21 protein-coding genes and 1 tRNA gene are annotated in these 19,988 nt (G+C 70.7%); 9 read left to right on the top strand and 13 right to left on the bottom strand.

Going from position 1 to position 19,988, the window contains the following annotated elements; translation table 11 throughout:
• Nucleotides 1–11 precede the first annotated feature (11 nt).
• Genes OG257_RS23135 through OG257_RS23120 form a run of 4 tightly spaced genes read left to right on the top strand, consistent with a single transcriptional unit; the run spans nucleotide 12 to nucleotide 2,144 of the window.
• Nucleotides 12–413, top strand: coding sequence for a hypothetical protein (locus OG257_RS23135; protein ID WP_329210309.1), 402 nt, complete (start codon nucleotides 12–14; stop codon nucleotides 411–413).
• Nucleotides 410–1,216, top strand: a complete 807-nt coding sequence (locus tag OG257_RS23130) for a transcriptional regulator (RefSeq protein ID WP_329210307.1) — start codon at nucleotides 410–412, stop codon at nucleotides 1,214–1,216. Before OG257_RS23135 ends, OG257_RS23130 begins: the two co-directional genes overlap by 4 nt.
• Nucleotides 1,217–1,254: 38 nt before the next feature.
• Nucleotides 1,255–1,719 carry a roadblock/LC7 domain-containing protein gene (locus OG257_RS23125; protein WP_329210306.1) on the top strand — a complete coding sequence of 155 codons (465 nt, stop codon included), beginning with the start codon at nucleotides 1,255–1,257 and terminating at the stop codon, nucleotides 1,717–1,719.
• 50 nt (nucleotides 1,720–1,769) lie between these two features.
• Nucleotides 1,770–2,144: a hypothetical protein gene (locus OG257_RS23120; protein WP_329210304.1), complete on the top strand. Its 375-nt coding sequence runs from the start codon at nucleotides 1,770–1,772 to the stop codon at nucleotides 2,142–2,144.
• Between the two features lie 10 nt (nucleotides 2,145–2,154).
• Here OG257_RS23120 and OG257_RS23115 read toward each other — a convergent pair whose 3' ends face one another.
• The 4 genes from OG257_RS23115 to OG257_RS23100 form a co-directional block, all read right to left on the bottom strand.
• Nucleotides 2,155–2,694, bottom strand: a complete 540-nt coding sequence (locus OG257_RS23115; RefSeq protein WP_329215295.1) for a hypothetical protein — start codon at nucleotides 2,692–2,694, stop codon at nucleotides 2,155–2,157.
• A gap of 141 nt (nucleotides 2,695–2,835) precedes the next feature.
• The gene (locus tag OG257_RS23110; protein ID WP_329210302.1) at nucleotides 2,836–3,684 is read right to left on the bottom strand and encodes a MurR/RpiR family transcriptional regulator; all 849 of its coding nucleotides are present in this window, start codon (nucleotides 3,682–3,684) and stop codon (nucleotides 2,836–2,838) included.
• A gap of 117 nt (nucleotides 3,685–3,801) precedes the next feature.
• Nucleotides 3,802–4,611 (bottom strand): SAM-dependent methyltransferase, encoded by an 810-nt coding sequence (locus tag OG257_RS23105; protein WP_329215293.1) that lies wholly within the window; start codon nucleotides 4,609–4,611, stop codon nucleotides 3,802–3,804.
• A 90-nt stretch (nucleotides 4,612–4,701) separates the two neighbouring features.
• Nucleotides 4,702–5,508 carry a maleylpyruvate isomerase family mycothiol-dependent enzyme gene (locus OG257_RS23100; RefSeq protein WP_329210300.1) on the bottom strand — a complete coding sequence of 269 codons (807 nt, stop codon included), beginning with the start codon at nucleotides 5,506–5,508 and terminating at the stop codon, nucleotides 4,702–4,704.
• A gap of 154 nt (nucleotides 5,509–5,662) precedes the next feature.
• Between OG257_RS23100 and OG257_RS23095 the strand changes: the two genes are divergently transcribed.
• Nucleotides 5,663–6,088, top strand: a complete 426-nt coding sequence (locus OG257_RS23095) for a hypothetical protein (protein ID WP_329210298.1) — start codon at nucleotides 5,663–5,665, stop codon at nucleotides 6,086–6,088.
• Between the two features lie 345 nt (nucleotides 6,089–6,433).
• Here OG257_RS23095 and OG257_RS23090 read toward each other — a convergent pair whose 3' ends face one another.
• A complete protein-coding gene (locus OG257_RS23090; RefSeq protein ID WP_329210296.1) occupies nucleotides 6,434–7,837 on the bottom strand; it encodes a cystathionine beta-synthase in 1,404 nt (467 codons plus the stop codon).
• Between the two features lie 155 nt (nucleotides 7,838–7,992).
• Between OG257_RS23090 and OG257_RS23085 the strand changes: the two genes are divergently transcribed.
• The 3 genes from OG257_RS23085 (at nucleotide 7,993) to OG257_RS23075 (ending at nucleotide 11,601) form a co-directional block, all read left to right on the top strand.
• Nucleotides 7,993–9,063 carry an SGNH/GDSL hydrolase family protein gene (locus OG257_RS23085; protein WP_329215291.1) on the top strand — a complete coding sequence of 357 codons (1,071 nt, stop codon included), beginning with the start codon at nucleotides 7,993–7,995 and terminating at the stop codon, nucleotides 9,061–9,063.
• A gap of 184 nt (nucleotides 9,064–9,247) precedes the next feature.
• Complete coding sequence (locus OG257_RS23080; RefSeq protein ID WP_329210294.1) at nucleotides 9,248–10,468, top strand: acetyl-CoA C-acetyltransferase; 1,221 nt, start codon at nucleotides 9,248–9,250, stop codon at nucleotides 10,466–10,468.
• A 263-nt stretch (nucleotides 10,469–10,731) separates the two neighbouring features.
• Nucleotides 10,732–11,601 (top strand): hypothetical protein, encoded by an 870-nt coding sequence (locus OG257_RS23075; protein WP_329210292.1) that lies wholly within the window; start codon nucleotides 10,732–10,734, stop codon nucleotides 11,599–11,601.
• A 36-nt stretch (nucleotides 11,602–11,637) separates the two neighbouring features.
• Here the strand turns inward: OG257_RS23075 and OG257_RS23070 are convergent, their stop codons facing one another.
• Nucleotides 11,638–11,955, bottom strand: a complete 318-nt coding sequence (locus tag OG257_RS23070) for a hypothetical protein (protein ID WP_329210291.1) — start codon at nucleotides 11,953–11,955, stop codon at nucleotides 11,638–11,640.
• A 100-nt stretch (nucleotides 11,956–12,055) separates the two neighbouring features.
• Between OG257_RS23070 and OG257_RS23065 the strand changes: the two genes are divergently transcribed.
• The gene (locus OG257_RS23065; protein WP_329210289.1) at nucleotides 12,056–12,286 is read left to right on the top strand and encodes a DUF4287 domain-containing protein; all 231 of its coding nucleotides are present in this window, start codon (nucleotides 12,056–12,058) and stop codon (nucleotides 12,284–12,286) included.
• A 99-nt stretch (nucleotides 12,287–12,385) separates the two neighbouring features.
• Here the strand turns inward: OG257_RS23065 and OG257_RS23060 are convergent, their stop codons facing one another.
• The 7 genes from OG257_RS23060 to OG257_RS23030 all read right to left on the bottom strand — a co-directional run bounded on the left by OG257_RS23060 (nucleotide 12,386) and on the right by OG257_RS23030 (nucleotide 19,898).
• Complete coding sequence (locus OG257_RS23060; protein ID WP_329210287.1) at nucleotides 12,386–13,273, bottom strand: Bax inhibitor-1/YccA family protein; 888 nt, start codon at nucleotides 13,271–13,273, stop codon at nucleotides 12,386–12,388.
• Nucleotides 13,274–13,418: 145 nt separating this feature from the next.
• A tRNA-Leu gene (locus OG257_RS23055) sits at nucleotides 13,419–13,505 on the bottom strand.
• A 248-nt stretch (nucleotides 13,506–13,753) separates the two neighbouring features.
• Nucleotides 13,754–16,159, bottom strand: coding sequence for a glycoside hydrolase family 2 protein (locus OG257_RS23050; protein ID WP_329210285.1), 2,406 nt, complete (start codon nucleotides 16,157–16,159; stop codon nucleotides 13,754–13,756).
• Nucleotides 16,156–17,049, bottom strand: coding sequence for an ATP-binding cassette domain-containing protein (locus OG257_RS23045; RefSeq protein WP_329210283.1), 894 nt, complete (start codon nucleotides 17,047–17,049; stop codon nucleotides 16,156–16,158). Before OG257_RS23045 ends, OG257_RS23050 begins: the two co-directional genes overlap by 4 nt.
• Nucleotides 17,049–17,993, bottom strand: coding sequence for an ABC transporter ATP-binding protein (locus tag OG257_RS23040; RefSeq protein WP_329210280.1), 945 nt, complete (start codon nucleotides 17,991–17,993; stop codon nucleotides 17,049–17,051). Before OG257_RS23040 ends, OG257_RS23045 begins: the two co-directional genes overlap by 1 nt.
• 4 nt (nucleotides 17,994–17,997) lie before the next feature.
• Nucleotides 17,998–18,906, bottom strand: a complete 909-nt coding sequence (locus OG257_RS23035; protein WP_329210278.1) for an ABC transporter permease — start codon at nucleotides 18,904–18,906, stop codon at nucleotides 17,998–18,000.
• Nucleotides 18,903–19,898, bottom strand: coding sequence for an ABC transporter permease (locus OG257_RS23030; RefSeq protein ID WP_329210276.1), 996 nt, complete (start codon nucleotides 19,896–19,898; stop codon nucleotides 18,903–18,905). Before OG257_RS23030 ends, OG257_RS23035 begins: the two co-directional genes overlap by 4 nt.
• Nucleotides 19,899–19,988: the final 90 nt, after the last annotated feature.

Below are 19,988 nucleotides of genomic sequence, written 5' to 3'. Positions count from 1 at the left end.
GGGAGTCCGCGTTGCCCGGAATCGACGAGTGCCTGCTCGAAGTCATGAGGCTGCCCGGTGCCCGGGGCGCCGCGGTGGTCGACTGGACGAGCGGTCTCGCCCTCGGCACCATCGGCGACTCGCCCGGCGGTGACCATGAGGCGACCGCCGCCGAGACGGCCGAGGTGGCGAGGATGGCCGCGGAACAGCCGGTCTTCGCGCAGTCACAACCACAGGACTTATCCGCCCCGCCCGGACCGGCCGTCGAGGACGTCATCGTCACCACCCCGCCCGGCTACCACATTCTCCGTTTCGTCGAGACGGACTTCGACAGCAGCGTCTTCCTGCACCTCTGGCTGGACCGCGCGGAAGGCAACCTCGCCCTCGCCCGCATACGGCTCGGCGAGATCGCGGAGCGGCTGGTCCTGGCATGAGACCGACCGCCACCCGGCCGGACACCGCCGAACAGACCGCCCCTTCGGTCCCCTCCCCCATGCTCCAGCGGCTCGCGGCCGAGCGCGCAACCGGCGCATTGATGCGCGACCGCGGCACCCTGTACCTCGCCGACGGCCAGATAGTCCACGCCGAAAGCCCCGCCACACCCGGGATCGACGTCCTGCTCATCACCGGCGGAGCGCTGCGCACCGAGGGCTGGTGGGACGCGGTCGCCCAGGCGGGCGCCGGACAGCGGGTCGGCCGCTACCTCGTGGACAGCGGCCGGGTGCCCGGCGGCGCTCTGGAGCTGTGCCACCTGGGTGCGCTGTACGACGCGGCCTTCTTCGCCCTGGCCCCGACCCGCACGCCGGCCCGCTTCCGCTACGGGGTCTCCCACTGGATCGGCCCCGTCCACCCCGTCCCCGTGGACGCCGTGCAGCGCGAGACGCTCCGGCGCCGGGAACTGCTGGACCGGATCTGGCCGGACGCGCTCACCGACAGTGCCCCGCTCACCCCTGCGGCGCACCCCGTCGACGCCCCGGTCCCGCCACGCCAGCGCCGCGTCCTGGACCTGGTGGACGGTGCGCGTACGGCCACGGACATCGCCCAGGAGCTGGGCCGCTCGGCCTTCCACATCCTGGTCGACCTGCGCCGGCTCGCTGCGGCCGGACTGGTCGGCACGGCCCGCCGGACCTCGGCCCCATCCGCTGCCACGGCCGGCCGGATCACGCTGCCCGAGGTCACGGCCGACCCCGACGTCGCCCTGCTGCGCCGGCTCAGAGACGCATTGGAGGCCCTGTGATTCGCGCGCTCAGACAGCGTGCCGGGAGGAGACAACTGATGGTGCCCGAGGCCGAAGTGCAGGATGTCCTCGACGAGCTCCAGCGGTTACGGGCCCGGGTCCCGCTCCTGTCCGGCGCGCTGGCGGCCAGTACCGACGGCCTGGTGCTGGCCCAGGACACCCCGGGTGTCGAGGCCGAGGGCGTCGCCGCGCTGACCGCGGCCGCGCTCGGCGTGTCCATCCGGATGACCGACGCCACCGGCCGCGGCGGTTTCCGCGAACTCCTGGTCCGCGGCGAGACCGGCTACATCGCGACGTACGCGGCAGGGGCCTCCGCCGTACTCACCCTGCTGGCCGAGGACCGCATCAACGTCGGCCGGCTGCACCTGGAGGGACGCCGCGCGGGCGCCCGCATCGGTGAGGTGGTCGACGCCGCGCTGGAGCGCGCCGACCGCCCCGCGCCCCCGGCACGCGCCCCGCAGGCCCGCGCACTCCCCCGTCGCCCCACACAAGACCCCAGCTGACACACACGAATCCGGCCCGCCCGGGCCGGCCAGGAAAGGAACGAGCACTCATGGCCAACACCGAAGCGTCACTGAAGGACGCGATGACGTCGATCGAGGGCACCCTCGGTGTCGCACTCGTCGACTACACCAGCGGCATGGCACTCGGCACCCTCGGCGGTGGCAAGGACTTCAACCTGGATGTCGCGGCAGCGGGCAACACCGACGTCGTACGCGCCAAGCTCCGCACGATGGAGCACCTGGGGATCAAGGAAGAGATCGAGGACATCCTGATCACCCTCAGCGGCCAGTACCACCTGATCCGCCTGCTCAAGACCCGCGGCAACAACGGCCTGTTCCTCTACCTGGTACTGGACTCGGGCCGCGCCAACCTGGCGATGGCCCGCCACCAGCTGAAGAAGATCGAAGCCGAACTGGAGGTCTGACGCCCCGGCATCAGCGGCTGCGACGCCGCGCCCCTCCGGGCGCGGCGTCGCCCGCCGCGGGCCCGGTCGTCCGGTACGCCTTCACCTGCTTGCCCGCGGGCCTGCCGCGCACCACCCAGTCGGTGCGCACCCAGTACAGGACGTCGTCCCGCCGCTCCCGCCGCCCGATCCGCACGGCCTTGGCCCAGAGCCCGGCCCCGGACCCGGCGAGCACGAGCCCGCCGGCCCCCGGCACGAGGAAACCGCTCGCCACGGCCGCCACGAACGCCCCCAGCAGCCACCACCGGTGCCCCCGCCGCCAGTTCCGCACGGTCACGGCCCGGTCCTGCAGGAAGTCGCTCCGTCCGGCCCGTGCGGCCCCCTCGGCGAGCTCCGCGTACCGCCCCGTACGCAGCAGAGCCACCACGGCCGCGGCCACGAGGAAAAGCGCCGCCCCGGCCAGCAGCCCGACCCGCCGCCCGGTCAGCCCCGGTACGAATGCCCCGACTGCCGCCGCCAGCAGGCCCGGCCACCACAGAGGTGCCGCCCCCGCCCGCACGATCACGGCCACCCTCGCCAACGACTGCGCTCCGCGCCCCACGTCCGTACCCCTCTCCACGACTCCCTGTGGACCTTCCTGGGCGCGGAGATTAATGGGCACAGATGAGCGACACCTGAGAATCGCCAAAAAACGAGGGCAGTCAGCGGATCCCTACTCGACGAACAGCCCCCGCGCCGCCGCCCGCGCGTCGAACTCCTCCAGCCGGGCCTGCGCCTCCGGCAGCCCGTCGCACATCGCCTCCAGCAGCACCCGCCCCAGCAGCATCGGCGCACAGGCCGTGTCGAAGGCGAGCCCGGTCCCGACGGCGGCCGGAATCAGCACGTCGCTGTGCTTGGCCACCGGGGCGAAGGCCGAATCGGCAACGGTCACGACGGTCAGCCCCTGCGCCTGCGCGTACCCGAGCGCGTCCACGACCTCCCTCGGATGCCGGGGCAGCGCGAAACACATCAGCGCAGTGGCCCCCGCCCGCCGGGCGGCGTCGATCCGGTCGTGCAGCATGCTGCCGCCCTCGTCGAGCACGCGGACGTCCGGGTGCACCTTGGCGGCGAAGTACCCGAACCCCCGCGCCTGCGACGAGGCCGCCCGCAGGCCCAGCACGGGCAGCGGGCGCGATCCGGCCAGCAACCGGCCCGCCCGCTCCACCGGGCCCTGATCGGCGAGGAGTTCGGCCAGGTGCTGCAGGTTCTCGATCTCCGCCCGGACCGCCTGCTGGTACTCGTTGAGGGTCTCCTCCACGCCACCCCCGCCGGCCGCTCCGTCCGGTGCGACCTCTCGCAGGTGCTTGCGGAGGGCCGGATACCCGTCGAAGCCGAGCGCGACGGCGAACCGGGTAACGGACGGCTGGCTGACCCCGGCCAGCTCGGCCAGCTCCACACTGGACAGGAAGGGAGCGTCGGCGGCCCGCCGCACCATGGAGTGCGCGATCCGCCGCTGGGTGGGCGTGAGCCGCTGCCCTTCGAAGAGCCGCTGCAAGCGCGCAGCCGGGCTGCTCCCGTTCATGCTGGTCCCTCCGGAATCCGTCGCACCGCACGGCGCCGACGAATCTATTCAGCCAGCAAGCGGACTGTATGTCCATATACAGGACCGTCGTCCGGGACGGTCCTTCGAGCGACACCCTCAGGGCTTGCGTGCGACTCCACTGAACATGGCCACCTCGTCCGGCAGGCCGTCCGTGTCCGCATCGGGACGCCACCGGTTGCACGACACCACGCCCGGGTCCAGGAGCTCCAGGCCGTCGAAGAACCGGGCGACCTGGTCAGGGGTGCGCTGGGTCAGCTTCGGGGTTCCGTGCTCGTTCCAGAACGCCACCGCCGCGTCCACATCGGGCATCGCCGGATCCGTGATCGTATGGGAGAGGATCAGGTGGCTCCCGGACGGCAGGCGGTCCATCAGGCGGCGCACGGTTCCGTACGCCTCCTCGCTGTCCTCGAGGAAGATGACCACGCCGAGCAGGACGAGCGCCACAGGCTCGCTGAAGTCCAGCGTCTTCGCCGCGTGCTCCAGGATGCGGTCGATGTTGCGCAGGTCCTCGTCGAGGTAGTCGGTCCTCCCCTCGGGCGTACTGGTGAGCAGGGCGCGCGCGTGGGCGAGCACCAGCGGGTCGTTGTCGACGTAGACGATGCGGGACTCGGGCGCCAGCCGCTGGGCCACCTCGTGGGTGTTGTCGGCCGTGGGCAGGCCGGTTCCTATGTCGAGGAACTGCCGGATGCCGCAGTCGGCGACCATGTGCCGCACGGCCCGCCCGAGGAACAGCCGGTCGGCCTGCGCGTAGTCACCGATGCCGGGGTGCAGTGTCCGTATCTGGTCGCCGGCCGCCTGGTCGACCGGGTAGTTGTCCTTGCCGCCGAGCCAGTAGTTCCAGATACGAGCCGTATGCGGCTGCGTGGTGTTGATCCTCGCGTGCTGCTCGGGCGCATCGGAAGGCATCGGCTGCTCGGCCACTGGGTCTCCTCATGGAGTCGAACGCACTGCAAGGTCAACAAGCAGCCTACATAGCCGAGTTGCCACGCACGGGGGTCAGAACACGACACGCGCCGCCATGAGCGCCGCCCGCGCGTCGTCGTCGCCGTCCAGCTCCAGCGGCCCGCGCGGAGGGCGGCCCGACACATGGCGGGCGAAGGTGATCGCGTCCGCGCGGAGCCTCGCCGCGGGGGCGCCGATGCCCAGGAGGAGGCAGTTGCCGCCCGCGGGGCCGTGGAGGTCGATCTCCACCGCGGGGCCGGTCCAGGCGAGCGCGAGGTCGAGCACCACCTGGTCCACGATCTCGCGGTCGTGCCCGTCGAGGAGCAGCTCCGCTCCCGTCGCGTCGCTGAGCTCCACCCGGTGCATCCAGGTGTCCCGGGCGATGAGCACCCGGTTCAGGTAGTCCATCGAGTCGTCGGGAAGGGCCCTGGCCTCCGGGTAGAGCAGGCTGAGCCGCATCTTCCGGCGGACGGGCGCGGGTACGCGGCGCAGTGCGCGCAGGCCCTGGGGGGCGTAGTGGGCGAGGGCGCCGATCAGCTCCCTGCCCGGCACGGCCCGCCTGTCCTCGATCTGGCTCTCGTTGTGACCGTCGAGCCGGCCCAGGTGCGGATGAGTCCGCCCCGCCTGCCGGATCCGCCGTACGGAGACCCAGGGCCTGGGGAGCTCCTCGTACTGGCCGACGATGTGGGCGAGCATGTCGCGGACCGTCCAGCCCGTGCAGGTCGTCGGGCGCTGCCAGTCCTCGTCGGACAGCTCCCGGAAGGTGGACAGCGTGGCGCGGAGCTCTGCCTCGTTGACCTCACGCGCCCGCTCCTCGGACGTGCGGGGGATGGTGCGGGCGGAAGGTGTCGCGGTGGTCATGAACCGGCTCCCCTCTTCGCCCGGTCAACGCTACGCCGATGAGCCCGGCCCCGCCCGGCATGGGGATGAGCCGTCCCGCCCGGCAGGGACACGGGCGGAAACAGGGGGGCTAACCCCACTGACCCGGGCGCCCGCGATTCGTACCGTAGGACGCATGGAAGCCCGTGACTCCGAGCTCAAGCGAGAGCTCGACGCGACCCTGCAGGCCCGTAGCGAGCTGGGCCCCGAATACGAGTCCGCACTCATCGACTCGTTCCTGGAGAAGGTCGAGCAGCGGCTCGACGGCACCCTCGACCGGCGGGTGCGGCGGCATTTCGCCGAGCAGCAGATGGTGGTCGCCCGGGGCGGTACGCAGCCTGTCCGGACGGGCGGGACCTTCGGGGAGCGCTTCGGCTTCGGGGTCGTCTCGCTGGTGCTGGCCATCCCGCTGTCGGCGATCGGCGTCGCGAATGCCGGGATCGACGGGCTCGTCGTGGCCTGGCTCGGGATCGTCGGGGTGAACGCGGTGCACGCCGCCCGTGGGTGGCCGTGGTTCCGGGACAAGCAGCGCGGGAGGACCTCGTCCGACTGGGAGGCCTGACGGCTGCGGGCTGCGGGGGCGAGTGCCGCCGGTCCGCTCGCATCCGCGTGCCACGGATCGCAGCGATCTCCGCGCATGGATATGTCGCGGGGACCGCCGCACCCCCGGTTTCCCGGAGGGCGGGACGACGGCGGTCCCCGCGAGGGACGCGCTCCCGGGTCAGGGCCGGGTATCGCGTCCTGGCGACGGTGGAGGTCCGGGAGCCGCTCCGTAGTCCGTGTCGCCGTATCTGGTGCCGGCGGGGTTTCCCCTGCCGACATCCACTACTGTGCCGGAGCCGTGTTAAGCCGGTGCTGCGTGCACGTGTCGCGCTCGTACCGGTTTCGCGAAGCCCGGAAATCCGGCCTACGGCTTCGGTGTCGCGTCCTTCGCGAGGAACGCCAGCAGGTCCTGCCTGCTCACCACGCCCTTCGGCTTGCCCTCGACCAGCACGATCGCCGCGTCGGAGCCGTCCGTACCGCTGAGCGCGGCCATCAGGTCCTCGACCGGTTCACCGGAGCCGACCTGCGGCAGCGGTGCCGACATGTGCTTGTCCAGCGGGTCGGAGAGCGAGGCGCGCTGCGTGAACAGGGCGTCCAGGAGCTGACGCTCGACCACGGAACCGATGATCTCGGCGGCCATCACGTCCGGGTGGCCCGCGCCCGGCTTCACGATCGGCATCTGGGAGACGCCGTACTCGCGCAGTACGTCGATGGCCTCGCCGACCGTCTCGTCCGGGTGCATGTGGACGAGCGTGGGGATCGGGCCCTCCTTGAAGTCGAGGACGGCACCGACCTGGGCGGAGGTGCCGGTGTCCTCCAGGAAGCCGTAGTCGGCCATCCACTCGTCGTTGAAGATCTTGCTCATGTAGCCGCGGCCGCTGTCCGGCAGCAGGACGACCACCACGTCGTCGGGGCCGAGCCGCGCGGCGACCTCCAGGGCCGCGACGACCGCCATGCCGCAGGAGCCGCCGACCAGCAGACCCTCCTCCTTGGCGAGGCGCCGGGTCATCTGGAAGGAGTCCTTGTCGGACACCGCGACGATCTCGTCCGTGACCGTGCGGTCGTAGGCGCTCGGCCAGAAGTCCTCGCCGACACCCTCGACCAGGTACGGGCGTCCCGATCCGCCGGAGTAGACGGAGCCCTCCGGGTCGGCCCCGATGACCTGCACGCGGTTGTCGCTGATCTCCTTGAGATAGCGGCCCGTGCCGGAGATCGTGCCGCCGGTGCCGACGCCGGCGACGAAGTGGGTGATCCTCCCGTCGGTCTGCTCCCAGAGCTCGGGGCCCGTCGTCTCGTAGTGCGAGCGCGGGTTGTTCGGGTTGGAGTACTGGTCGGGCTTCCAGGCACCGGGCGTCTCGCGGACCAGGCGGTCGGAGACGTTGTAGTACGAGTCCGGGTGCTCGGGGTCAACGGCCGTCGGGCAGACGACGACCTCCGCGCCGTACGCCCGCATGACGTTGATCTTGTCCGCGGACACCTTGTCCGGGCACACGAAGATGCACTTGTAGCCCTTCTGCTGGGCGACGATGGCCAGGCCGACGCCCGTGTTGCCGCTGGTCGGCTCCACGATCGTGCCGCCGGGCTTGAGTTCGCCGCTCTGCTCGGCGGCCTCGATCATGCGCAGCGCGATGCGGTCCTTCACCGACCCGCCGGGGTTGAAGTACTCGACTTTGGCCAGGACCGTCGCCTGAATGCCTGCCGACACATTGCGCAGCCTCACCAGCGGGGTGTTGCCGACAAGACTGATCATCGAATCGTGGAATTGCACCGTGTACTCCGGGGTCTCCGAGATGGTCAAGCAAGACTATGCGTACGGGGAGGACATTGGACGAAGCGATTGGGCTACGCCCCGCACGGGGCAGGTAGTGCTGTGTACAGCTGCACAGCAAGGAGGAGGTGGACCGGACTGTGTCGAGGGCGAGGGTGGCACGGCGGATCGCGGCGGGCGCAGCCTACGGCGGCGGAAGCGTCGGGCTGATCGGTGCGGCGACGGTGGGTCTGGTGCTGGCGGAGGTACAGCTGGCAAAAAGGCAGGTGGGCGGTGGTACGGCGCCGGTCCCACCGAGTGCGAACGGACGGTACGGGGTGGCCTTCGCCGGCCCCACCGATCCGTTGCGGTTCGTGATGCTGGGTGACTCCACGGCGGCCGGGCAGGGGGTGCGCAGGGCCGGTCAGACACCGGGGGCGCTGCTCGCGTCCGGGCTGGCGGCGGTGGCCGAGAGGCCGGTGGATCTGCGGAACGTGGCGTTGCCCGGGGCCCGCTCGGACGATCTGGACCGGCAGGTGTCGCTGGTCCTGGCCGATCCGTCGGGGGTGCCGGACGTCTGCGTGATCATGATCGGCGCGAACGATGTGACCCACCGGATGCCGGCGACGCAGTCGGTGCGCTGTCTGAGTACGGCCGTACGGAGGCTGCGTACGGCCGGCGCCGAGGTGGTCGTGGGCACGTGCCCGGACCTGGGCACGATCGAGCCGGTCTACCAGCCGCTGCGGTGGCTGGCGCGACGGGTGAGCCGCCAGTTGGCGGCGGCCCAGACGATCGGTGCGGTGGAGCAGGGCGGGCGGACGGTGTCGCTGGGCGATCTGCTCGGGCCCGAGTTCGAGGCGAATCCGCGTGAGCTGTTCGGCCCCGACAACTACCACCCGTCGGCGGAGGGGTACGCGACCGCGTCGATGGCGATGCTGCCGACGCTGTGCGCGGTGCTGGGGCTGTGGCCGGAGTCCGACCATCTGGACGGGTCGCGGCGCGAGGACATGCTGCCGGTGGCGAAGGCGGCCTCCCAGGCGGCACGGGAGGCGGGTACGGAGGTCACGGGGGCACGGGCGCCGTGGGCCCTGCTCAAGCACCGCAGGCGGCGGCGCCTGCCCGCGCACACGGAGCCGGCGGACCGGCACGGCGTGGACGCCGCGGACGGCGGGCTGCCGCCGTCCGGGCCGCCGCCGTCCGGGTCGGGGTCGGGGGCCACATGGCGGCCCGCACGGGAGCGGCCCTGACGGCCCGGGGGTGAGGGTGGCCCGGCGGTGGCGCGGACCGGCGGTCCCCCGCGGGAACAACCCGGGCGACTGAGCGGTTGCTTAGAAAAGAGGTCCGCATCACACAGCCTGTTGGGTGACCTCAGCTATACGTCCGGGTAACTTCCAAGTCAGCCCAGTCTTCCAGCCCTCATGGAGCCGCGTGATGCCCGAAGCCGTGATCGTTTCCGCCGCCCGCTCGCCCATCGGCCGGGCCTTCAAGGGGTCCCTCAAGGACCTGCGCGCGGACGACCTGACCGCCACCATCATCCAGACCGCGCTGGCCAAGGTCCCCGAGCTGGACCCCAGGGACATCGACGACCTGATGCTCGGCTGCGGCCTCCCCGGCGGCGAGCAGGGCAACAACCTGGGCCGCATCATCGCCGTGCAGATGGGGATGGACCACCTCCCCGGCTGTACGGTCACCCGCTACTGCTCGTCCTCGCTGCAGACCAGCCGCATGGCGCTGCACGCCATCAAGGCCGGCGAGGGCGACGTCTTCATCTCCGCCGGTGTCGAGATGGTGTCCCGCTTCGTCAAGGGCAACTCCGACAGCCTCCCGGACACGCACAACCCCTTCTTCGCCGAGGCCGAGGCCCGTACCGCCGCCCGCGCCGAGGAGAGCGGTGCGAGCTGGACCGACCCGCGCGAGGACGGCATCGTCCCGGACGCGTACATCTCCATGGGGCAGACCGCGGAGAACCTGGCCCGGACCAAGGGCGTCACCCGCCAGGACATGGACGAGTTCGGCGTCCGGTCGCAGAACCTCGCCGAGGCGGCCATCAAGAACGGCTTCTGGGAGCGCGAGATCACCCCGGTGACGACGCCGGACGGCACGGTCGTCTCGCAGGACGACGGCCCGCGCGCGGGCGTCACCCTGGACGGCGTGCAGGGCCTGAAGCCGGTCTTCCGCCCCGACGGCCTCGTCACCGCGGCCAACTGCTGCCCGCTCAACGACGGCGCCGCCGCGCTCGTGATCATGTCCGACACCAAGGCGCGCGAGCTGGGCCTGACCCCGCTGGCCCGGATCGTCTCGACCGGCGTCTCCGGCCTGTCCCCCGAGATCATGGGCTACGGACCGGTCGAGGCCAGCAAGCAGGCGCTGAAGCGTGCCGGCCTGACCATCGACGACATCGACCTGGCCGAGATCAACGAGGCGTTCGCCGCCCAGGTCATCCCGTCCTACCGGGACCTCGGCCTGCCGCTGGACAAGGTCAACGTCAACGGTGGCGCGATCGCCGTCGGCCACCCCTTCGGCATGACCGGCGCCAGGATCACCGGCACGCTGATCAACAGCCTGCAGTTCCACGACAAGCAGTTCGGCCTGGAGACCATGTGCGTGGGCGGTGGCCAGGGCATGGCCATGGTCATCGAGCGCCTCAGCTAGGCCCGGGCACAGGGCCTGGAGAGCGACTCGCCCTCCCTCGGAGGGGCTGTTTTGAACCCGGCCGAGCCCCGAACGTGACCGAATCTCCCCCAGGATGTGATCTGCGTCCCGGGGGAGAGTCGTTTCCGCAGGTCACACCAGCCACAGGGCTAAACATCAGGCCCAAAGACCTGTCCAATTCGTGACGTAATGCACTGACAGCAGGCACGAGTACAGGACAAGCTGAGGTAGGAAGTCGGGGGTGTCGATTTGAAACCGGGAGTATGTCAGTGAGCGCCATGTCATTTGCCCTGTTGCTGACCACCGCCGCTGCCACGGCTGTCGGCGCCGCTGCTCTGCACGCCGCTCACGGGCTGCGCAAGCAGGTCGCGGCTCTGCGGACGGAGCTGGCGGAGGGACGGAGCCTCAGCGCGTCCGTGCCCGAACAGCAGAACCGGAGCGCCGCCGTCTCCGCCTCCGCCGAGGAGATACGCGTTGCGGTCGCCGACGCACTCGCCGAGGAGCGGGAGCGCGAGCTGGCCGAAGCCCGTGCCTTCTGGGCCGCCCAGGAGGCGCGCGACGCCGCCGACGCCCCGTCCCTGCTCGGCGGGCTCGCCGGCCTCGGCGAGGACGCCCCGTTCTTCATGCCCCGCCAGGCCGATTTCGCCGGCCTCGAGGCGATGGACCTCGAAGCCACCGAGGCCATGGAGGAGCTGATCGAGCTGACCGATCTGCCCGAGGTCGCCGAGATCTCCGAATTCGCGGAGTTCGCCGAGGACTCCCCCGAGCTGGCAGCGGCACGTCGCCGCCACCCCTCACACCCGGACTTCGTCCCGGTGCAGACACCGGTTGTCACTGACCATGAGCGTACCGTGAACCGGCTGGAGCGGCTCGCCGACACCGGTACCGAGCTCACCGACGTCCGCCCCGGCCCGCTCGGGACGCTCGATGTCTATGTCTTCGCCGACGGCACCACGCTCTGTATGACCCCCGGGCACCGCGAGACCGCCGAGCGGCTCTCCGATTCGCTGCGCGCCGGCGAGCAGCCGGTGCTGCTGGGTGGTTCCGGTGTCTCCGGCGCCTACGCACTGACGTTCTCGTGCGGCAAGGAGAACGTCTACATCCTCGCCGACCGCGTCATCGCCTCGTTCTAGTACGCGGTACGCACGCCCGCTCCGGCCCGCGCGGGCTCAGGAGAACGCCCGCGCCGCCGCTGCGTCGACGAATCGCACGGCCTCGTCCAGCTCCGCGGACGAGGCCGTTTCCAGTGCCACCGCCAGATCGCGGCCCGCGACGGCGAGCTGGTCACCGACCGCGAATATCCCGGCGTCCGGCATGACGCGCGGCTCCCGGTCCGGTGCCTCGGCACGCTGGGCCCGTGCGGTCAGCTCCCTGGCCGTGGCCAGGGCACCGGCGGCGGCACCGCGCTGCAGCCGGCTCTGCGGGGCGCTGCGCAGACGGTCGGCGAATCGGTCCACGGCGGTGATCAGAGGCGTCGTATCGAGCACGCCGTGACCCTACGCGCCCCCGCAGGATGGTTGCCAACGGGCCGAAGCTCGGGCACGGTGTCGGGAAGGACCAGCAACGCGCACTGCGTCGGAGGCGCCGATGTCTCAAGTCTTCTCCGAAGAAACCCATCGCAACCTGCTCTCCCGGATCCCTCAATGCACCGGTCGTGACATCGCCGACTGGCTTCGCACCGTCGACGACGGCCCCTCCCTCTTCCGTTTCGAGGAGAAGGTCAGCTGGCTGCGGAGCGAACACGACCTCACCTACGGCCATGCCAAAGCGATCATCCACGAGTACGACCTGAGGCGGGCAGCCAGAAGGCTCCTGTGACCCCGCAGCACCCCGGCAACAGACGGAACGGCCCGCAGGCAGTGCCTGCGGGCCGTTCCGTCGAGCCGGGTCCGGAGGGATCCCGGGGATCCCCGCGGGTCAGTCGTCCCCGTTGAGGATGGAGAGCAGGCGCAGCATCTCCAGGTAGATCCACACCAGGGTCAGGGTGAGGCCGAAGGCCGCCAGCCAGGACTCCTCGCGCGGGGCTCCGAAGTTGACGCCGTCCTCGACCTGCTTGAAGTCCAGGGCCAGGAAGCACGCACCGAGGATGATGCCGATGACTCCGAAGAGGATGCCGAGGCCGCCGCTGCGGAAGCCCAGGCCGTCACCGCCGCCGAACACGGAGACCAGCAGGTTGACCATCATCAGGAGCACGAAGCCGACGGCCGCTGCCATCACGAAGCCGTAGAAGCGGCGGGTGACGCGGATCCAGCGCATCTTGTACGCGATGAGGACACCGGCGAAGACACACATGGTGCCCATCACCGCCTGCATCACCGTGCCGGGGCTGATGTAGGTGCTGACCGCGCTGGAGATCACTCCGAGGAAGACACCCTCGAAGGCCGCGTACGCGAGGATCAGCGCCGGGGACGGCTTGCGCTTGAAGGACTGGACCATCGCCAGGACGAACGCCACCAGGGCGGCGCCGATGGCGATGCCGTAGGACTTGCCCAGGTTGGCCTCGTCGACCGGCAGAAGGGCCCACGAGAGCGCGGCGGTGAGCACCACGGTGCCCAGCGTCATCGCCGTACGCGTGACCACGTCGTCGATCGTCATCGCGCCGGAGCGCGCGGGCGCCTGCGGGGCGCCGTACTGGGCGTCCGGCTGGGCGTAGGGGTTCGTGGCGTACGGGTTGGCGGCGGCGCCCTGCGCGTACGGGTTGGCACCCGCTGCGGGGGCCCCGGCCTGCGGTGCCGCGTTGAAGCCCGCATAGCCGTTGTCGCGGCTGAAGCCCCGTCGCGAGAAGACCGGGTTGCTGCTCCTCATTTCACTCCTCCATGGCCACCCTGCGTGGCCTTGCCACAAGAGTAATGGGTAGGCAAAACAATGACTCTAGTGCCAGAGGAGGATCTTTGAGAGAAGTTGACCACTGAAGTATTGTGCGCCCGATCGGGCCCCACCGACTGTGCGGTGGTGCCCGGAGCCGGACTCGAACCGGCACGCCCCCGAGGAGGCAGCGAGGTTTAAGCTCGCCGTGTCTGCATTCCACCACCCGGGCGTGGGCGCGCGGCTCCGCGTTGGCACAAGACCCTATCCGGGGGCCTCCCTCGAACAGCGGAACAGCGGCTCGATGTTGTCTTATTTTATTGACCGTTTGAGGGTGCGTCAGACGGTGCGTACAGCATCAGCACATGCCCGGACGGGGTAACGGGAGCGAAGCCCCGCAAACCGGAATGACGGAAACTCGCCGCACCCCAACGGCCGAGCAGCCACGGCCGCGCCACCGATCGCCAGGGCATCGCCATCTCAGGGTGCGACGGCGTCGTTGACGCACCTCAGAACCGGTCCGGATCCCAGTGCCTCCGGGTCCTTCAGGACGGCACCGGTGACATGGAACACCGCGCTCTCGCCCGGCAGCAGGGTGACGAGCATGTCGTCCACCTCGGCCGCCGGATCCAGCCGGTCGGGGAAGAGCGCGAGGTCCCGCAGGAGCGTCCGCGCCGTCACGGTGACCCGGTAACCGATACCGGACTCGTCACCCTGTGTGACCGACACGTCGTACCGTGCCGGCGGCAGCGCGACCCGGGTGTCCTCCTCGTAGAACTCGACCGCCCTCACCTCGCCCAGCCGCGCCACCAGCACCTCGCGGGCGCTGTCCCCCGGCAGGGCGACGGACGGCGGGAGGTCGACGCGGGTGACGCCGCGCGCGGCCGTGCTCACCGCGATCTCCTCCTCGGCCAGGACCGCCCCGTCCAGCCCGTGCCGGGTCAGCCGCAGGTTTCCCTCCCAGACACGGGCCGAGTCGTTGACCAGGTGCAGGGCGCCGTCCCGTACGGCCAGCAGACGGTCCGCGTACACCTTGCGCAGCGCGTACCAGAGCGGCTTGCGGCGGCCGTCGCCGTCCACGGCGGCCCAGGACACGACCGGCCAGCAGTCGTTGAGCTGCCACACGATCGAGCCCGTGCAGTACGGGGTGTGCGAGCGGAAGTGCCTGATGCCGAAGGCGACGGCGCGGGCCTGGTTCAGCTGGGTGAGCCAGTGCCAGTCGTCGAAGCCGGACGGCTGCGGGAGATGGTCGCCCAGGCCGCGCAGCAGTTTCGCGTCGCCGTCCTGGGCCTTCTGGTGGTGGGCGACCAGCGGGGCGTCCGGGGCGAGCGGGCCGCTGACGGCCCGGCGCAGGGTGGCGTACGCGGGCGGTCCCTGGAAGCCGAACTCGGCGACGAAGCGGTGGGCCGTGTCGGCGTAGTGGCGGTAGTCGACACGGTTCCAGACCTCCCAGAGGTGGACCGTGCCCAGGGCCGGGTCGTTCGGGGGAAGCTCCGGAGAGCCCGAGTAGGGCGACCCCGGCCAGTACGGGCGGGTGGGGTCGGTCTCGGCGCACAGGGCGGGCAGCAGCTCGTGGTAGTAGCCGTGGCCCCAGGTCCGGCCCTGGAGCTCCTCCTGCCAGCCCCAGTCCGCGTGGCCCTCCAGGTTCTCGTTGTTACCGCACCACAGGACCAGGGAGGGGTGCGGGGCGAGCCGTACGAGGTTCTCGCGCACCTCGGCGGCCACCTCGTCGTACAGCGGCTGCTCCTCGGGGTAGGCGGCGCAGGCGAACGGGAAGTCCTGCCAGACCAGCAGGCCCTTCTCGTCGGCCAGCTCGTAGAAGTCGTCGCTCTCGTAGAGGCCGCCGCCCCAGACCCGGACGAGGTTGACGCCCGCGGCGATCGCCTGGTCGAAGCGGTCGGAGATCCGCTGCCGGGTGACGCGGGCCGGGAAGCAGTCGTCGGGGATCCAGTTCACCCCGCGTACGAAGACGGGCTCGTCGTTGACGGAGAGGCCGAACGCCTCGCGCTCCAGGGTCACTCCCCGGAAGCCGGTCCTGCCGGTCCAGGCGTGGTCGCCGAGGCGCACGGTGACGTCGTACAGCGGCTGCTCGCCATGGCTGTGCGGCCACCAGCGACCGGCCCCGGGTACGGGCAGGGTGACGGCCGCGCGGTCCTCTCCCGCGGGGACGGTGAGCACGGCCCGTTCGCCGGCCACCTCCACCGAGGCCTCCAGCGGCCCGTCCCCGGCCCGGTCGACGTCGAGGGTGAGCGCGAGGCGCGGCACCCCGTCGCCGTCCAGGTCGGCGAGCACCTTCACGCCGGCGATGCGCGGGCCCGTCCAGGACTCAAGCGCGACCGGGCGCCAGATGCCGGAGGTGACCAGGGTCGGCCCCCAGTCCCAGCCGAAGTTGCAGGCCATCTTGCGGATGAAGGCGTACGGCTCCGTGTACGCGCCCGGCCGGTCGCCGAGCTTGTCGCGCAGCGCCTCGGCGTAGGTGTACGGGGCGGTGAAGCGTACGTCGAGGGTGTTGGCGCCCTCGCGCAGCAGCGGCCGGACGGGGAAGCGGTAGCTGCGGTGCTGGTTGGCGGTGCTGCCGGCCTCGGTGCCGTTGACCAGGACGGTGGCGACGGTGTCGAGGCCGTCGAAGCACAGATCGGTGAACGTGTGCTCGTCGGCGGACCAGTCGAAGGTGGTGCGGTACGTCCAGTCGGTGCGGCCGATCCAGCCCAGCCGGGTCTCGTTGTCGTCCAGATAGGGGTCCTCGATCAGTCCGGCGGCCAGCAGGTCGGTGTGGACGCAGCCGGGGACGGCCGCCGGAACGCCTCCTGCGGGGAGCCCCACGGGCACGGGGCCGTCGGCGTGAAGCGTCCAGCCTTCGTGCAGGGGCAGGTGGCGCAGGGTCACGTGAGGGTCCTTCCGCAGTCGGGGAGCCCGGCGCAGGCGACGAAGTGGCCCGGTTCGGTCTCGTACAGGTCGTCGCCGGACGCCGGGCCCTCGTGGTAGGCGCAGGTCTCCACGGGGACGGCGGCCGTCCAGGGCTGGTTGAGGCGGGGCACGGCGGCCAGGAGGGTGCGGGTGTAGGGGTGCAGCGGGTTGCCGAAGACCTTCTGCGTGTCACCGCGTTCGACGACACGGCCGCTGCGGAGCACCACGGTCTTCTCGGCGAGGTAGGTGCCGAGCGAGAGGTCGTGGGTGATGTAGAGGACGCCGAGGCCGCGTTCCTTGAGGCCGGCGAGGAGGTTGAGGACATCGATGCGGGTGGAGGCGTCGAGCATGCTGGTGATCTCGTCGGCGACCAGGAAGCGCAGATCCAGCAGGAGGGCGCGGGCGATGAGCAGGCGCTGCAGCTGGCCGCCGCTGAGCTGGTGCGGGTAGCGGCCGAGGACCTGTCCCGGGTCCAGGCGTACGTCGCGTACCGCGCTCTCGACCCGGTCGGCCCACTCCTTGTCCGAGAGGCCCGGGTGGTAGGAGCGGCGGACGAGTGCGAAGACGCGGTCGGCCTTGAAGACCGGGTTGTAGCAGCTGAAGGGGTCCTGGAAGACGCCCTGGACGCGGCGGTAGAAGTCCTTGCCGGGCTTGACCTGCTCGCCGTCCAGGGTGAGGCTGCCGCCGCTGGCCCTGGTGAGGCCGAGGACCATCCGGCCGATGGTGGACTTTCCGCTGCCGCTCTCGCCGATGAGGGAGACGAGCTCGCCGGGTGCCGCTTCGAAGGACACCCGGTCGACGGCGGTGACGGAACCGCCGCCGAAGGCACCGGCCCGGAAGGTCTTGGTGACACGGTCGAGAGTCAGCATCAGGCCGCCTTCCAGCATGCGACGGTGTGGCGGGGGGCTATCTCGACGACGGGCGGCTCCTGCTCGCACCGGCTGTCGGCGAGGGGGCAGCGGTCGCGGAAGCGGCAGCCGGCCGGCGGGTTCAGCAGGGAGGGCGGCGATCCCTTGATGCCGCTGAGCGGCTTGTCCTTGTACCGGGCGCCCACCTGGGGCAGCGAGCCGATCAGCATCTTGGTGTACGGGTGGCGGGGCTCGGTCGTCAGGGCCTTCGTGGGCGCCTTCTCGGCGAGCTTGCCCGCGTACATCACCATGATCGAGTCGGCGATGTGCGAGGTCAGTCCGAGGTCGTGGGTCACGAAGATCATGCTCGTGACCAGGCCCTTGTCGCGGAGTCCGGTGAGGGCGCCGACGACGGCCTGCTGGTTGGAGACGTCCAGCGCCGAGGTGACCTCGTCGGCTATCAGGACCGAGGGGTCCAGGAGCGTGGAGATCACCATGACGGCGCGCTGCTTCATGCCGCCGGAGAGCTCGATCGGGTAGCGGTCCAGGACGTCGGGTTCCAGGCCCACGAGGGCCAGCCGGCGGTGCAGTTCGCCGGTGTCGACGCTGACGCCGCGCGAGGCGAGGAGCTCACGGATCATGCGGCCGATGCGGCGGGTCGGGTTGAGCGCGCTCATCGAGTACTGGGGGACGAGCGAGACCTTGTGGAAGCGGTAGGCGTTCATCGCGCGGTCGTCGGACAGCGGCAGTTCGTCGCCGTCCAGGGTGACGGTGCCGCCCACGTGCCGCATCCGGCCGTCGAGCCGGATCAGGGATTTGCCGAGGGTGGTCTTGCCGCAGCCCGACTCGCCCGCCAGGCCGAGGATCTCGCCGTCCGCCAGGTCGAAGCTCACACCGTCCAGCGCCCGGACCTCGCCACGCAGCGTGCGGTAGTGGACCCGCAGGTCGTTGACGGTCAGGGTCATGTGCTCACGACTCCCTCAGCTTCGGGTTGAAGACCTCGTCGAGGCCGACGTTGGCGACGTAGAGCGCGCCGACGATCGCGGTGATCCCGGCGCCCGGCGGGACGAACCACCACCACATGCCGAGTTGGAGCGCGCTCCACTGCTGGGCGCTCTGCAGCATCAGGCCGAGCGAGACGCCCTCGGTCGGGCCGAGCCCGATGAAGTCCAGCGAGGAGGCGATGAGGATGGACCCGCCGAAGAGCAGGATGAACATCATGAAGAGGTACGAGCTCATGTTGGGCGCGATCTCGCGGAAGACGATCCGCCAGGTGCCGCTTCCGCTGAGCCGGGCGAGGTCCACGAACTCCCGGGTGCGCAGCGAGAACGTCTGCGCCCGGATCGCGCGGGCCGCCCAGGGCCACGAGGTGAGGCCGATGAACAGGCCCTGTACGGCGACGCTGCGCACCCCCATGTACGCGTTGATGATCAGCAGGACCGCGAGGGCCGGTATCACCAGGACGACGTTGGTGAGCATGTTCAGGACCTCGTCGACGAGGCCGCCCCGGTAGCCGGCGATGAAGCCGACGAGCATGGCGATGACGGCGGCTATCGCACCGCCGACGACACCGACCAGGAACGTGGCGCGGAGCCCGTGCACGAACTGCGCGTACACGTCCTGGCCGAAGGTGGTGGTGCCCATCCAGTACGTGCCGTCGGGTGCGGAGGCCTGGGGGCCGACGTACTCGTTGGGGTTGCCGTTGTCGAGCAGCATCGGGCCGACGAGGCCCACGGCGAGCAGGACCGCGACGACGACGGCGCCGATGATCAGCTTCGGGTTGCGGACCGCGTAGTGCAGCCACTCGCTGCCGGGCCTGGCCGCGGGCGGCTCCGCCGTCACAGCGGTCTCGGGTACCGGTTCGGGCAGCGTGCTCATGAGGTGCCTCCTGCCATGCCCGTACGGGTGCGGGGATCGACGACGACGTACACGATGTCGATGAGGAAGTTGGCGATGAGTACGCCGATGACGATGAACAGGAAGGCCCCCTGGAGCAGGAAGAAGTCCTGGTTCTGGATGGAGGCGAGGATCAGTGAGCCGAGCCCCGGATAGGCGAAGACGATCTCGGTGACGAGTGCTCCGGCGACGAGCACGCCCAACTGGAGGGCGAGGCCGGTGACCTGGGGCAGCACGGCGTTGCGGAAGGCGTAGCGGCGGATGAGGCGCTGCGGTGCGCCGAGGGCCGCCAGATAGGAGGAGTAGTCGGACTCCAGCTCGTAGATGATCATGTTGCGCATGCCGATGGCCCAGCCGCCGAGCGCGACGAGGAAGAGCGAGAGGAACGGCAGCACCCAGTGGTGCAGCGCGTCCAGTACGAAGTCGGCGTTCCAGCCGGGCTGGATGTCCAGGCTGTAGCCGCCCGACAGGGGGAACCAGCCGGCCTTCGCGCCGAGCGCCCAGGCGAGGATGACGGCGATCCACATGTACGGCATCGCGGTGAGCAGATAGCCGGCCGGCAGCACGGTGTTGTCGAGGACCTTGCGGCGGGCGGAGAGCGCACCGATCCAGTTGCCGACGAACCAGCTGAGCAGCACCGACGGGATCATCAGGGCGAGGGTGTACGGGAGCGCGTCTAGCAGGACGTCGCCGACGGGCGTGGGGAAGACCCAGATCGAGATGCCGAAGTCGCCCTGGAGCAGGGCTCCCCAGAAGTGCAGGTACTGCTGCCACAGCGGCTCGTCGAAGCCGAACAGGTTGTTGTAGTACGTGCGCATCGCCTCGGCGGCCTCGGGCTGCGAGACGCGGGCGCGGGCCACCATGGCCGCCACCGGGTCACCGGGCATGAAGCGCGGGATCATCCAGTTGACGGTGACGGCGACGACGAAGGTCAGTGCGTAGACGAGAAGTTTGCGTGCGAAGTAGCGGCGCAAGGGTGCTCCCCTGGTGGAGAGCCCCGCCGTGCGCTCACCTGTCAGGTGGGCGTGCGCACGGCGGGGCGGTCATCGAGTCAGAACTGCCGT

Source organism: Streptomyces sp. NBC_00683, from assembly GCF_036226745.1.
In the GTDB taxonomy this organism is placed as follows: domain Bacteria; phylum Actinomycetota; class Actinomycetes; order Streptomycetales; family Streptomycetaceae; genus Streptomyces.
The sequence above is the reverse complement of the archived record's forward strand: the minus strand, read 5'-3'. Positions and strand labels throughout refer to the sequence as shown.

Coding starts and splice junctions, on each gene's coding strand:
- OG257_RS23130 (WP_329210307.1), top strand. CDS start 410: ATGAGACCGACCGCCACCCGGCCGGACACCGCCGAACAGACCGCCCCT.
- OG257_RS23125 (WP_329210306.1), top strand. CDS start 1,255: ATGGTGCCCGAGGCCGAAGTGCAGGATGTCCTCGACGAGCTCCAGCGG.
- OG257_RS23120 (WP_329210304.1), top strand. CDS start 1,770: ATGGCCAACACCGAAGCGTCACTGAAGGACGCGATGACGTCGATCGAG.
- OG257_RS23110 (WP_329210302.1), bottom strand. CDS start 3,684: ATGAACGGGAGCAGCCCGGCTGCGCGCTTGCAGCGGCTCTTCGAAGGG.
- OG257_RS23105 (WP_329215293.1), bottom strand. CDS start 4,611: ATGCCTTCCGATGCGCCCGAGCAGCACGCGAGGATCAACACCACGCAG.
- OG257_RS23100 (WP_329210300.1), bottom strand. CDS start 5,508: ATGACCACCGCGACACCTTCCGCCCGCACCATCCCCCGCACGTCCGAG.
- OG257_RS23095 (WP_329210298.1), top strand. CDS start 5,663: ATGGAAGCCCGTGACTCCGAGCTCAAGCGAGAGCTCGACGCGACCCTG.
- OG257_RS23080 (WP_329210294.1), top strand. CDS start 9,248: ATGCCCGAAGCCGTGATCGTTTCCGCCGCCCGCTCGCCCATCGGCCGG.
- OG257_RS23075 (WP_329210292.1), top strand. CDS start 10,732: ATGTCAGTGAGCGCCATGTCATTTGCCCTGTTGCTGACCACCGCCGCT.
- OG257_RS23065 (WP_329210289.1), top strand. CDS start 12,056: ATGTCTCAAGTCTTCTCCGAAGAAACCCATCGCAACCTGCTCTCCCGG.
- OG257_RS23060 (WP_329210287.1), bottom strand. CDS start 13,273: ATGAGGAGCAGCAACCCGGTCTTCTCGCGACGGGGCTTCAGCCGCGAC.
- OG257_RS23045 (WP_329210283.1), bottom strand. CDS start 17,049: ATGCTGACTCTCGACCGTGTCACCAAGACCTTCCGGGCCGGTGCCTTC.
- OG257_RS23040 (WP_329210280.1), bottom strand. CDS start 17,993: ATGACCCTGACCGTCAACGACCTGCGGGTCCACTACCGCACGCTGCGT.
- OG257_RS23035 (WP_329210278.1), bottom strand. CDS start 18,906: ATGAGCACGCTGCCCGAACCGGTACCCGAGACCGCTGTGACGGCGGAG.